This is a genomic window from Hymenobacter sp. BT18, from assembly GCF_012273015.1.
Lineage (GTDB): Bacteria > Bacteroidota > Bacteroidia > Cytophagales > Hymenobacteraceae > Hymenobacter > Hymenobacter lutimineralis.
The window spans coordinates 4,077,243-4,090,385 of record NZ_CP050954.1 but is presented as its reverse complement, the minus strand read 5'-3'; the positions used below and the strand labels follow the sequence as shown (position 1 = coordinate 4,090,385).

Below are 13,143 nucleotides of genomic sequence, written 5' to 3'. Positions count from 1 at the left end.
AATAGTCGTTCTGATAGCCTTACATTCATTTGTTTATTTTTCATATATCTCTCAATCTTACTGTAAATAGTATAGAATGGTATAGCAAAACTATGTGTCATATTTAGCAAACCCAATAGCAAACAAAAAAGCCGCACCCAACAAAGGAAGCGGCCAAATTGCTATTGAGATGTTATATACTACTGTAATGCTTTCGAGTAAGCATCGGTAAAGCGATTAGCCGCTTTAGGAGCAACTGCTGTTATGCCTACATATCGTTGAAAAGCAGCCATTGTCTTATGTCCTGACATTTGGCGGGTTTCTGTTTCAGTGTAGCCTAAATTTAAACACATCGTAACGAAGGAGTAGCGCAGGACGTGAGAGCGAACCATTTCACACCGAGACACTTCGTCTTTGGTTGAAGTCTTGCCACGTAGAGACTCCTTTGTATATTTTTTTTCTTTCAATTCTGGCACCAATGCCGCAAGCTCTTTAAGATAATCGTTGAACTTTTGAAGTGAATATTTTGGAAGATTAATTTCACCTGTTTCGGTATCGGTATACTTCTGTAGAACTAACGCAGCATAGGGAAACAATGGAATCGTTAGCTTGTCTCCTGTCTTTTGCTGGCGTATAGTTATTACTTCCTCCATATAGTTAACGTCCTTGCGACTGATTCGGATTAAGTCTGAATGCCGGAACCCAGTAAAGATTTGCAGCGTCATCAAGTCCTGAATTCGTTCTAGCTTTTTTGAGCCTGTTTCAAGCGTTCTAAGAGCTTCTATTTCTGCAACAGATAATGTGAAGGGCCGAGTCGTTTTGTTGCCGTAGAGAGGCTTAATATGATTAATAGCAACCTTTACGGAATGACTATCACTCACCTCCTGCAAAAACTGTCTCAGTAGTCCTACACGCTTAACCAATACTGAATTTTTATAATCATAGGTCTTTAATAACCAGTGTTGAAAGTCTATTATGACCTGCTTTGTGAACGTATCAAAACGCAATACCGTACGAGTCGCCGTTTGGTAAGCTTCAAGATTATTATAAAGCGTTTTGAAGCTTTTCCGGGTGTTGTCTGCCCACGGTTGGATGCGGGGTGTATTCATCCATTCCAGTAAGGTCGGAAGCAATAGGGTTGTATCTGCTTTCGGTGCTTCCGCTGCTTCTAATGCGTCACTTAATTCTGTAACCGCTGGCATCCGCTTGAGCTTCCGTTCTAGCTCTGCAATGATAGCGTTAACCTCTGCTAATTTTTCGCGGGCTGTCTTGGTGTCCGCTACCGGGTTGCTACTTCCGTTGGCCCGTATAGTGTTCGTGCTGGCATCCCAGTACTTGGGGATAACCTTGATACGAGTATTGATGCGTTTAAATTTATCGTGAACGTCACGGTACTCAACTGTAAGGTTTGCCAAACCATTAGCAGGCTGCCGGAGAACGAGTACGGCTGCTTTGGTCTTCGTGCGGGCCATTGTGTGAGCGGTTAGGGTGAAATGATACCCAAAGATACGCCCAATCCGATACCGTTGATATCGAAATAGTATCAGTATCGAATAAATTATAGTTAAATGGAAGTAACAAAACTGAAATAAATCTTCATTTAAAGAGCATTGAAGGCACTTTTAATAACTTGAACTATCTAGGGTTATATTACTGGCGCGACCACACAGAATAAACCCCGTCAGAATCGTTCTGGCGGGGTTTTATTTTATAGGGTGAAACAACTCGCAAAAATGAAGTGAAAAAGCGGCGTTGCTTCTACCCTACCACCACGGTATACTCCCAAACAGCAGGCGGCAGACAATATCGGCAAGCACCATACTGGCCAGCCAGAGCACGAGCTTCACCCAGCCGGACAGTGGGCGCCGGTAGAGCCGGCAGGCGGCGGGCAGGAGGCCTGGCCACGTACCGCCCGACCCGCTGCCAACAGTAGCAGTAAGACTAGCACCCCAAAAAAGAGCCGAAACGAAAAGGGCGAAAAAAGCGGGAAAGCATAGCGAAGCGCGGTAGAGCAAAATGATGAAAACGACGTAGTGGGCACGCACCCCGGCAGCAAACCGGAAAGAGCCCAGAAAGCCCAGCCCACAGCAACAAAGCGTACCTCCTCTCCTATTCCACCAGCAGCCGCTGCGCCGGTCCGCCGCTACGCACTGAGTATACGCCTGCCGCCAGCCCGGCAGGCAGTACCAAGTGTGCCGTACCCGCAGCATCGGCGGTGGCGGTGGCTACGGTGCGGCCCAGGGAATCGGAAACACGCACTGGCGCACCGGGCACCGCCCCGTGAGCGTGACGGCTGCACGAGTAGGATTAGGAAACAGCGCCAGGCCCGCAGACGCGCTGCCCAGCGTAACTACCCGCACGGGCGAGTAGCTGAACGCGCCATCGGTATCCACCTGCCGCAGGCGGTAATACCGGTCATGAGCGAAGGCATGCAGGCGGGCGCGGGCATCGTGGTAGACATAGGTAGTAGCGCTGGTTTTGGTGCCCTGGGCAGCCTGTTCCCCGATCTTCTCAAACCGTTTCCCATCGTCGCTGCGCTCAATATCATAACGCTGGCTATTGGTTTCTGACGCCGTGCGCCAGCGCAATTGCACCGCCGCTTCCTGGGTCTGAGCCGTGAAGCCGGTCAGCTCCACCGGCAGCGGGCCGGAGCTGGCCGTAAGGTAAAACTCGGAGAAGTGGTCGGCCACGGCTACTTCGCTCACCAACCAGGGCACGCCATTGCCGACGGTACTGCCCGGGGCAGCCAGAGTGCGAAACTCGCCGCTTACTATGTCGTTATTGGCGAAGTCGCAGTCCTCGTTGGGCCCGCTGTACTGGGTGGTGGTGAGGGCAGCCAGGGTAGTCCCAGGGTCGACGGCAGCTAGGCGGGCCAATTCCGACGCCAAGGCAAAGAAGCGTACGGGCACGGTGGCCCCGACGAAGTCGTTGCCACCGCTGGCGCTGATCTTGAAGTTCCGGTCGAGGTAATAACGGCCCCGGCCGTCCTGGCCTACGGGGCCGGTCGGGCCGATTACCCGAAAGTTCACCGTGACGCTGCCTAGCGCGGCGCGGGTATCCTGCAGGGCCGCCACCACCTGACCGTTGCTGGCAAACAGGTAGTGCCACTGCCCGTCGCCGGTAGCCAGGTAGGGCAGCGTAGCGGGGCAGGTGGCGACCGGGGCATCGTACACCGTCAGCACAGGGAAAGCTGGGGTGCCGGGGCTGCTGCCGCCGGGCGTACTGACGACTACCGCGCTGCTGCCACCGGCTGCCCCAGCCGGAACTACGGCCGTGAGGCTGGTGGGGGAATTATAGGTAACGCTGGCGGCAACTCCACCAATAGTAACGGTACTACCTGACATGAAGCCTGTTCCCGTGAGCGTAACGGGCAAACCTACCAGCTCGGCAGCCGGGCTAACGGCCGTAAGGGTCGGTGCCACGATTACGGTAAAGTCGGTGCTGCTGGCTGTGCCGCAGCCGTTGCCCACCATGGTGATACCCGTAGCGGTGGCCCCGGCTGGCACCACGAAGGTGAAGCCCGTGGCCGTGTTACTGCTGAGGCTGGCGAAGGCATCGGCCCCGTTCACGGTGAGCGAGGTCAGGCCGCTCAGGCCGGTGCCCGTTACAACTACCGTAGCACCCGGGGCAGCGCTGGCGGGTGTAAACGTAAGCAGGCTGATGGGGCTGTACACCAACACCGGGCTGTTGCGCTGGGTGTTGGTGCCGTCACCCACCTGCCCCGAGCTGTTGCGGCCCCAGGCCCAGACGGCGCCGCAGCTTTGCTCGCCCACCGTGTGCGCGTCGCCGGCTGCCGCACTCCCCCACGTGGTGGCTGCTCCTACCTGCACGGGCACCCGGCTGTTGGTGGTGCTGTTGTTGCCCAGCTGGCCGGTTCCATTGAAGCCCCAGGCCCAGAGGGTGCCATCGGCCTGCACCGCCACCGTGTGCAGGTTATTTGCCCCGGCACTTACCCAAGTGGTACCGGCGCCTACCTGCACGGGCACTGGACTGTCGGTGAGACTGTTATTACCCAACTGACCGGAATTGTTGCGCCCCCAGGCCCAGAGCGTACCGTCGGCCCGAACCGCTACGGTATGTCCATCACCGCCCGCCGCCGCGCTCACCCAGGTGGTACCGGTGCCTACCTGCACGGGCACTAGGCTACTGCTGGTCGTATTATTGCCCAGCTGGCCGTAGAAGTTGTAGCCCCAGGCCCAGAGCGTGCCGTCAGCCCGGACTGCTACCGTGTGGTAGAGGCCCGCTGAGGCACTTACCCAGGTGATGCCGGTGCCTACCTGCACGGGCACGGCGCTGTCGGTAGTAGTATTATTGCCCAGCTGGCCGAAGTTATTACGGCCCCAGGCCCAGAGCGTACCGTCGGCCCGAACCGCTACCGTGTGGTTGGTACCCGCGACCAGGGTGTTGGCTCGGGAAAAGAACACTGTTCCTACTACGACGCTCGTACCATTGGCCGTCGTCACAGTTATCGGCCCGCTCCGGGCGCCGTCCGGCACCACAATGCCGCTGATGCTCGTGGCCGTGGCTGTGAAGCCGCTGCTGACGGTTTTGGGGCCGGCGCTGCCAGCGAAGTTGACGGTGGTAGTGCCCGTTAGGTTAGCGCCTGTCAGGGTCAACACGCTGCCCGGTACGCCAATGCCCGGACTGACAGACGTGAGCACCGGCAGAGGCACTTGGTTGAGGCGCACGCTCACATTAGCGGCTCCATAGCTTGCCGTGAGTAGATCCAGGTCGTTGTCGCCGTCCACGTCGGCCGCCACTATGCTGACGGGGCTGTTGCCCACACTCACGTTCGTTGTGCCGCTGAACGCACCGCTGCCGTCGTTCAGGCGGACGCTCACACTATTGGCTTGTTGGTTGGCCGTGAGAATATCTAGGGCACCGTCACCGTTCACGTCGGCTGCTACCACGCTGTAGGGCAGGTTACCCACGGTTACGTTGCTGGTACCGCCCGAGAAGTCGCCGAAGCCGTCGTTGCGGCGCACACTTACGCTGTTGGCTTGTCGGTTGGCGGTCAGCATGTCCAGGTCGCCGTCGCCGTCCACGTCGGCTGCTACCACGCTCCGAGGTAAGCTGCCCATGAGCCAATTGATGGTGCCCGAGAACGTACCAGAGCCGTTGTTGAGGCACACACTTACGTTGTTACTGCTAAAGTTCGCGGCCAGGATATCCAGGTCGCCGTCTCTATCCACGTCGGCCGCTACTACGCTGATAGGGTTGGTGCCGACGGCCACGTTGGTGGTGCCGGTAAAGTTGCCGCTACCATCGTTGAGGCGGACGCTCACCGAGTTACTGCTAAAGTTGGCCGAGAGGATGTCCAGGTTCCCGTCGCCGTTCACGTCGGCCGCCGCCACGCTGTAGGGCTGGCTACCCACGGCCACGTTGGTGGTGCCCGAGAAGTTGCCGCTGCCGTCGTTCAGGCGGACGCTCACGCTGTTGGCTTGTTGGTTGGCCGAGAGGATATCCAGGGCACCGTCGCCATTCACGTCGGCTGCTACCACGCTCAAGGGGCTGCTGCCGACGGGCACGTTGGTGGTGCCGGTGAAGTTGCTGCTACCGTCGTTGAGGCGGACGCTCACCGTATTGCCGCTGCTGCTGGCCGAGAGGATGTCCAGGTCGCCATCACCATCCACGTCAGCCGCCGCCACGCTCTCGGGGTTACTGGCCACGGCCGGGTTGGCGGTACCGCTGAAGGTACCTGGCCCCGGGCCCGCGGCCGCCGTGAACTGAAGCACCCGCGCCGTGGCCAGGCTGCCGCCCACTGCCGCCGTAGCCGTGGTACGTACCGTAGCCTGCACCGTCTCACCCGGCCGGAAAGCATACGTGGGCGCGAAGCTCAGCACTGCCCCAGTCACCGTGGTGCTGCCGCTGGCTGTCGTGCGCAGTCCCCCGCGCTGGGCGCTAAACACCCGCAGCGCCCCCGTGCTGCCCGTCGTCAGGGCCTGGTTGAAGGTTATGGCGACCGGCCCGGTTGCCGTAGCGGCCCGGGCGTTGGCCACCGGGCTGGTGCTGCTGATGAGCAACGGCGGCACCACCGTAAAGCTGCCGGAGCTGGCCACGCTCGTGCCCCCGGCCGTCGTCACGGTCAAGGGCCCCGTTACGGCCCCGGCTGGCACCACTACGCCGGTAAGGCTCGTAGCAGATGCCACGGTGAAGCCCGTGGTCACCACGTTGCCGCTCGTACCGCTGAAGGTAATAGCCGTCGTCCCCAACAGGTTGGTACCCGTAATGCTAATGGTCGTACCCGTTGCTCCGGCCGTAGGCGTGAAACTGGTGATGGTAGGCGCCCCCTGATTGAGCAGGGTGCTCAGATAGCTGTTGTTGGCGTTGGTGTTGATGATGTCGAGGTCCCCGTCGGTGTCGAGGTCGCCCAGGGCCAGACCGAAGGGGTTGGTGCCCATGGTGATGGTACCCGTACCGGTAAACCTGCCTGCGCCGTCGTTAAAGCGCACACTGGCCGAATTGCCGCTGTAGTTGGCGCTTACGAAATCCAGGTCCCCATCGCCGTCGAGGTCGCCCAAGGCTACGCCGCGCGGGTTGTTGCCCACGGGCACGTTGGCGTTGAGGGCGGGCGGCGCAAAGGTACCCGAGCCGTTGTTGAGACGGACGCTGACGGTATGCTCCCCGACAATGTTGAGGCTGTTGTTGTTGGCCGTCACGTAGTCCAGGTCGCCATCACCGTCCACGTCGCCGATGGCCACGCTGCTGGGGTTGATGCCCGCATCGGCGGCCGGGGCGCTAGGCAAGCGGGCAAAATTTCCCCGGCCTGTGCCGCCGACGGCCGTTGTAAACTGGTGTACGTGGGGCGTGCCCAGCGTTGGACCGGCGGAGCTACCGGCGCCGGTGGTGGTCGTCACGAAAACCGTTTCCCCGGGCTGGAAGTCCGTAGTGGGGTTAAGGGTAATGGTGCTGCCGCTTACCGTAGCCGTTCCCCGGGTGCCACCAAACATTAGGCCGCCCCGCTGCGGGCTGAATACGCGCACGGCCTGCTGGGTAGCGGTGGTGTTAGCCATAGGCTGGCTGAAGGTTACGGCCACGTTGCTGGCGGCCGGTGCGTTGCGCAGGTTGCGCGTGGGGCTCAGCCCCGTGATGTTGGGCTGGACCGTGAAACTGGTGCTGCTGGTGCCCATGCCCCCCGGTGTAGTCACCCTAAGGAGGCCCGTACTGCTACCTACACCCACCGTGAAGGTCAGGCTCGTGGCTGTGGGCACGCCTACGAGGGTGCCAGCCGTGCCATTTACCGTTATGGCCGTGGCCCCGGCCAGGTTGGTGCCCGTCACAGTCACACTCGTGCCCACTGGTCCGTTGGTGGGTGTAAAGCCCGTAATAGTGGGTTGCGCCCACCCCATTAGCGGCAGGCTCAGCAGCAGGATTACAATCCAGTATCGACCCAGGCCCCGCGCCCCCCGCCCGGAGCGAATTGCAGGCCGTAAGCGGGTCTTTATAGATGAAATAAGAAGTCGAAGAGCGGCGGCAAGCGGGTACGTTTGTTTCATCAGGCTGAAAAAAAAGAAGCGGGCAGCCTACCGTTCCCAACAACACGGGAGGGGCCGGACAGCCTGGTCAGTAGTGGGCAAAGCTCCCTGTTTCCCGCAGCCGTCACAATTCCGACACTACCCTCATTTGGGGGTACCCACTTGGCGCGGCGGAGCCAAAAAAGGCAGGGCGTAGCGGCTGCTCACCTGCCGTGAGTGGTACTGCGCCTTGCCCCTAACGGCCCGCCAAAACCAACTTATCGTTTGATCTGTCCGCACAAAACGGTTTATTCCAAAACACTGTCCCCCGTTGCGGGTAGTATGAAAGCGTCGAGCTTAGGAAATCTTTTTTGCACGTTCATGCTCCCACTTGCCCTTGCCATTATTGAAGATGACCCCGAGGTACGCTTCCTGCTCAGTCATTACCTCGACCAGCAGCCGGGCATGCGCTGCGTACTGGTGTGCGAGTCGTCCGAAGACTTTCTGGCCGAGCTAAGCAATTCGCTCCCCCCCGATGTGGTGCTGCTCGACCTGGGTTTGCCGGGCCTGAGTGGGTTGGATACGCTGCCGCTCATTAAGGAGCGCCTGCCCCAGGCCGAGGTCATCGTGCAAACGATGTTCGACGACCCCGACCGCATTTACCTGGCGCTGAGCCGGGGGGCCAGCGGCTATTTGCTCAAAAACCTGCCCTTGGCTGAGGTGCAACAGGCCATTCGGGACGTAGCAGCCGGGGGAGGCACGTTTAGCCCGGCCGTGGCCCGCCGGGTGCTCAACCACTTCAAGCCGGTGGCGGCTACCCATCCCAACAGCCTTTCTGCCCGCGAGCAGCAGGTGCTCGAAGCCATAGTCGATGGCCTGGCCGATAAGGAAATTGCGCAGCGCCTGGAGCTTCGCCCCGAAACCGTGCGCAGCTACGTCAAAACGGTATACCGCAAGCTGCACGTTAGCGGCCGGATCGAGCTGCTGAGCCGGGCGGCCCGTGGCCTGCTCTAACAACGGTCTTTACGCTATTGGCAGCCGCACACCTACGTAGTAACCGGGCTGGCCATCGGGGCGCGGCCCCGTTCGCAAATCGGCCCCGATGGCCTGTGCCCGCTGCCGCATATTGCGCAGGCCCATACCCACTGAGCAGCGGGGCCCGGCGATATGGGGCTGGCCATCGTCGCACACTTCCAACAGCAACTCCTTTCGCTCACGGCGCAGCAGCACCCTGATGCCGGTGGCCGCTCGGGCGTGCCGGGCGGTGTTGGTCACGGCCTCCTTAAAAAGCAGGTACACGTACTGCCGTACCAGGGTGGGCAAGGCCTGGCCCTTATTCGCCCCCTGGCAATCAAACGTGGCCGTGAGGCCAGCGGCGGCGGCTGTTTGGTCGAGATGGTCGCGCATACGGTCAACCAGGGCACCCATCGAGTCGGTTCGCGAATCAATACCCCAGACCACATCGCGCATGGTTTGCACGGCGGCCCGACTATTATAGAGCAGACGGTCAAAGGTCGTGCGGGAGTCGGGGTATGGGCCAGTAGCGGAGGCCGCCGAGGGCAGGTGCTGATCACGCAGCACCTCGGCCAGCATGGTGACGCGGGTGAGCAAGGCCCCCACTTCGTCGTGGAGGTTGGCCGCCAGCTCGGCGCGCCGGTGGGCGTCGCGCAGCGCCCGGCGCAAGCGCAGCCAGTAGGTGCCATAGCCCAGGGCCAGCAGCAGTCCGGCCAGCAGGAGCCATACCAGCGGCTGCTGCTGCCAGCTGGCCGCCACGTGCAGGGGCAGGTACAGGTGGTTGAGGGCAGGCTGGCCCGGCGCCGTTTCGGCCCGCACTTCCAGGGTATAGTCGCCGGGGGCCAGCCCCCGCAGCACTAGCCGCCGGGGGGTGTTGAGCCAGGCGGTGCGCCGCCGGCTATCGGCCTCAAGCAGACGGTAACTATAGCGGGCCTGCTCAGGGGCAAAAAATTAGTCAGCGCCAGGCGCAGCTCTACGAAAGCGTTAGGCCCCGCGGCCAGTTGCAGGGACGGCACCAGCTCGGCGGGCAGGGGCCGGACGCTTACGGAAGCGCCAGCGGGCAAACCCAGCTCGGTAAGCAGCAGCCGCGGCTTGCGTTTCAGACTCGCCGTCATCAAGCCAGGCTGCCACTGGAAGACCCCTCCCGTGCCGCCAAACCATAGGGTGCCGTCCGGCTCAGCCAGGCCGGAGTAGCGGTTAAGCTCCGTGTCGTGCAGGCCTTCGGATTCGCCAAAAACCGCCAAGTGTTCCGAGCCCGGGGTGAAGCGCACCAGGCCGGCGTAGGTGCCCAGCCACAGGTTACCCCGCCCATCGGGCAGCACCGAGGCCAAGCTATGGCTGGGCAGGCCCTCGTTCACACTCACCTGACGCACCAAGCCAGCCTGGGCATCAACCAGCAGCAGGCCCTGGTCGCGGGTGCCCACCCAGGCCTGGCCGGGCCCGGCCGAGCGCACCGCGGTAAGGGCATCGGTGGGCAGACGGCGCCCGGGGCTCGCGGCCACGGCAAACACGCGTAGGTCCCCCGGCTGGTTGGGTGGCAACCAGAACAAGCCGCCGTTGGTGGCTACCCACAGCGCGTGGTCGCGGGGGTCTTCGGCCAGGCCCACGATGTCGAGCTTGTGCAGGGGCCAGTCGGGGCGGTTATTTTGGTAACGGCGAAGCGCACGCCGGTCGGGGCTGAGCAGGAACAAGCCGGTGTGGCCGCCGGCCCAGAGGCGCCCGCCGTGGTCGGCCAGCAGAGTGTAGGCCCGGGTGGGGCCGTTGGTGAGACGGCTCCACTGGTTTACCGGACCACCGGCCAGGTTGCTCACCAGCCCCGTCTTGAGGTCAAGCCGGGCCACACCCCATAGCTCATCGGCCACCACAGCCGTGCGGGAGGAAGGGTCACAGTGTATGGCATCGAAGACGGCCGCGTATGGCTGCGGCTGAGGTGGCAGGCGCAGCCACAGCGGGAAGGGCCGCAGCCGGGCAGTCGGCGAATCGGCCGCCTGGGTGAAAGCGCCGCCGTAGGTGGAGACCAGCAGGCGGCCATCGGGCAGGCGGGCAATTAAACGGGTGCTGCTCAGCGGCTGACCACCGGCGCGGGCCAGGGGCTGTACCAGGGCCTGCGCCTGGCGGTAGCGGTAGCAGCCGCGCCAGGTGCGGGCAAAGCACCACCAGTTGCCATAGGCGTCGCGGTCGAGGCTATAATTGCGGGTATTGTTATCATCGGGGCTCAGGGCTGCGGGGGTCACCCGCAGGCGCGGGCGGGGGCCACGCACGCCACTTACGTGCACCCACTGCCCCTGCGCCAGCACGTCAAGGGTGCTGTCGGTCACGTAGGGCCGGTCGCTGCCTTCGGGCAACGCCCGGGGCCAGCGGCACACGGGGCGCAGAGCACCGGCCGAGTCCAGCGCGTAGAGGGCCCGATGGCTGTAGAAGCGCTGGGGCCGGGTACCCGCCACTGGCAGCAGCAGCTCGGGGGCCTGCAGGCGTTGGCATACCGCGCCCCGGGCATCGAGGTGATAGAGCGTGGCCTGATCGTTGGCCAGCCAAGCGCCGGAGCCGCCGGTTTCGAGGGTGAAGTAAAAGTCGGTATCGGCCACCCGTCTGACGGGAAACAGCGGGTGCAGCGGGGCAGCGGCGGCCAGCACGGCCACAGCTCCGGCACCGTAGCCCACCCAGAGGCGGTCGGTGCGCGGGTCGTGCTGCAGGGCTTTCACCCGGGGGCGCTCATCCAAAGCCAGGGGCAGCGGCACGGGCATCAATTGCCCGCTGCGCGCGTCAAACCGAAACAGCCCCGACTCCGAGCCCAGCCACAGGTGCCCTTTCCGGTCGAGGGCCAGCACCGTCACCAGTTCCACTCGCAGGCGCGGCCCCTGGCGCACCAGGCTTTGCAGGGATACCAGGCCGTAGCCATCGTAGCGGTATACGCCTTCGTCGGTGGCTACCCAGCGCAGGCCCGTCGGGTCGGTCACCATTTGCTGAATCAGCAAGGGGCTAAGCACTGGGTCGCGCTGCCAGTCGGGGCTGCCCGCCCGCACCGCTGGGGTCGCGGCGAACAGCAACAGGCCCCAGAGCCAGACCATCGGTGCCCAATAGCGCTTGACAGGCCAAGCCGACTGAGTCGTCATATGGAGACCGGTGTATATTCTAAAATTTTAATACTAAGGTATTATACCCAGCTGAAAAGCGGCCATTACCTGGACAAAAAAGCTCATCAGTAGGCCCTTGTTTGGCGCCATGGCTTTTTGTCTGAATGGTTGTGGTCGGTACTGCCGGCAGGAACAGCCAGCAGTACCGGCCACGGAGCTGGCGGCCGGATTAACCCTTTCGGCCGGCTGCGGGTTTAGCAGTAACTGACGGCTTTCTGCTTCTTGCCCCGGAAGAAACAGGACGTCGCGCACACAGGTGAACGATGCGCTCTGTTGCCTTTTTCAGAAATAGTCTAAATAATTTTATCAACTGTTTGTAATGATTCCAAATAGCAGATTACTTTTGTGCTCCTATTCACCCAATCCTCTTTCCAATGACTTTCAGATTTGCTGCTGTTGCCCTCCTGGCCCTGAGTTTCGGTTTTACGTCCTGTGATAAGGATGATAGCGAGACGGCCCCGGCCCTGCGCGCCAAGATGGACACCAGCACACTGACGGCCTCTTCTAAGTATACGGAGTCATTTAAGGACGCCAGCGGCCAGTCGACGGTGGACCTGACGGCCGCCAACCAGCGCCTGGACATGTTTACGGAGTTTAATACGTACATGGCACAGGTAGCCGTAGCAGCACCGGCGGTACCCGCTACCCTGGACGAGGCCAAGCTGCGCGGCCTGTATGCCAACACCGGCGGCTATTTTACCACCGCCGAGCTGAATACCTCGGGTCTGTCTTTGCGCGGCAGCACGGCAGCCTCCTTCCCCGCTACAAACGCCGAAGCTGCCCGCACTTACATTGAGCAAAGCATCAGCCAGCTGGCTACGGCCAGCCAGTCGGTAAACAACGTGGCTACTCCCGGCAACGCCGGCCGCCTGGGCCGCTACCTCGTGGATGCCAATGGGTACGAAGTCAACCAGGTTATCCAGAAAGCCCTGATTGGGGCGGTACTGCTCGACCAGATCAACAACCTGTTGCTGACGGACAACGCCCTGAAGGCTGATAACAGCAAAGTGGTAGCCGGCAAAACCTACTCGGAGCTGGAGCACAACTGGGACCTGGCCTACGGCTTCCTAACGAAAAACGCCATTATGACCACGGACATTGCCGCCACCCCGCGGGAACGTTTCCTGGCTGGCTACCTGAACGAAAAGAACGGCCCGGCCTCGCCCGCCGTGTACATGGCTTTCCTGAAAGGGCGCGCCGCTATCGTAAACAACGACGCAGCCGGCATGAAAGCCCAGGCCGAGATTATTCGCACGGAGCTGGAGAAAACTATTGCCCTGGCTGCGGTGTCTTACCTGAACAATTGGAAGGCCGCCTCTGCCCTGGATGTGAAGGCCCATGCCCTGGGTGAAGGCCTCGGCTTTATTTACTCCCTGCGGTTCTGCACCAAGTACGGCGCCGACGCGGCCTTCTCCGACAACCTGCTCGCCGGGCTCATGTCGGGCAGCCAGGGTGCCTGGAGCCTGACCAACGCCCAGGCCGACGCCGCCGTCAACGCCATCAAAGCCAAGTTCAATATTCAGTAACTTTCGGCCCTGCTATGCCAGGAACGCAAGGTCAGG

At 61.4% G+C, this 13,143-nt stretch carries 7 protein-coding genes; 2 read left to right on the top strand and 5 right to left on the bottom strand.

What is annotated here, in order from left to right; all coding sequences use genetic code 11:
* Positions 1-179: 179 nt before the first annotated feature.
* The 3 genes from HER32_RS17510 to HER32_RS17500 all read right to left on the bottom strand — a co-directional run bounded on the left by HER32_RS17510 (position 180) and on the right by HER32_RS17500 (position 7,328).
* Positions 180-1,451, bottom strand: a complete 1,272-nt coding sequence (locus HER32_RS17510) for a tyrosine-type recombinase/integrase (protein ID WP_168682813.1) — start codon at positions 1,449-1,451, stop codon at positions 180-182.
* Positions 1,452-2,088: 637 nt separating this feature from the next.
* Complete coding sequence (locus tag HER32_RS17505) at positions 2,089-2,238, bottom strand: hypothetical protein (protein WP_168682812.1); 150 nt, start codon at positions 2,236-2,238, stop codon at positions 2,089-2,091.
* On the bottom strand, positions 2,205-7,328 hold the full coding sequence (locus HER32_RS17500) for an FG-GAP-like repeat-containing protein (protein ID WP_168682811.1): 5,124 nt from the start codon (positions 7,326-7,328) through the stop codon (positions 2,205-2,207). Before HER32_RS17500 ends, HER32_RS17505 begins: the two co-directional genes overlap by 34 nt.
* Positions 7,329-7,814: 486 nt before the next feature.
* On the opposite strand from HER32_RS17500, the gene HER32_RS17495 reads away from it, so the two are divergent.
* Positions 7,815-8,447: a response regulator transcription factor gene (locus tag HER32_RS17495; RefSeq protein WP_168682810.1), complete on the top strand. Its 633-nt coding sequence runs from the start codon at positions 7,815-7,817 to the stop codon at positions 8,445-8,447.
* 9 nt (positions 8,448-8,456) lie between these two features.
* Here HER32_RS17495 and HER32_RS17490 read toward each other — a convergent pair whose 3' ends face one another.
* Complete coding sequence (locus HER32_RS17490) at positions 8,457-9,305, bottom strand: sensor histidine kinase (protein ID WP_168682809.1); 849 nt, start codon at positions 9,303-9,305, stop codon at positions 8,457-8,459.
* Positions 9,305-11,515 carry a hypothetical protein gene (locus HER32_RS17485; protein ID WP_168682808.1) on the bottom strand — a complete coding sequence of 737 codons (2,211 nt, stop codon included), beginning with the start codon at positions 11,513-11,515 and terminating at the stop codon, positions 9,305-9,307. The genes HER32_RS17490 and HER32_RS17485 overlap by 1 nt, the downstream gene beginning before the upstream one ends.
* Positions 11,516-11,955: 440 nt before the next feature.
* Here HER32_RS17485 and HER32_RS17480 point away from each other — a divergent pair, with 440 nt between their 5' ends.
* Positions 11,956-13,107: a DUF4856 domain-containing protein gene (locus HER32_RS17480; protein ID WP_168682807.1), complete on the top strand. Its 1,152-nt coding sequence runs from the start codon at positions 11,956-11,958 to the stop codon at positions 13,105-13,107.
* Positions 13,108-13,143 lie beyond the last annotated feature (36 nt).

Coding starts and splice junctions, on each gene's coding strand:
- HER32_RS17510 (WP_168682813.1), bottom strand. CDS start 1,451: ATGGCCCGCACGAAGACCAAAGCAGCCGTACTCGTTCTCCGGCAGCCT.
- HER32_RS17500 (WP_168682811.1), bottom strand. CDS start 7,328: ATGGGGTGGGCGCAACCCACTATTACGGGCTTTACACCCACCAACGGA.
- HER32_RS17495 (WP_168682810.1), top strand. CDS start 7,815: ATGCTCCCACTTGCCCTTGCCATTATTGAAGATGACCCCGAGGTACGC.
- HER32_RS17485 (WP_168682808.1), bottom strand. CDS start 11,515: ATGGTCTGGCTCTGGGGCCTGTTGCTGTTCGCCGCGACCCCAGCGGTG.
- HER32_RS17480 (WP_168682807.1), top strand. CDS start 11,956: ATGACTTTCAGATTTGCTGCTGTTGCCCTCCTGGCCCTGAGTTTCGGT.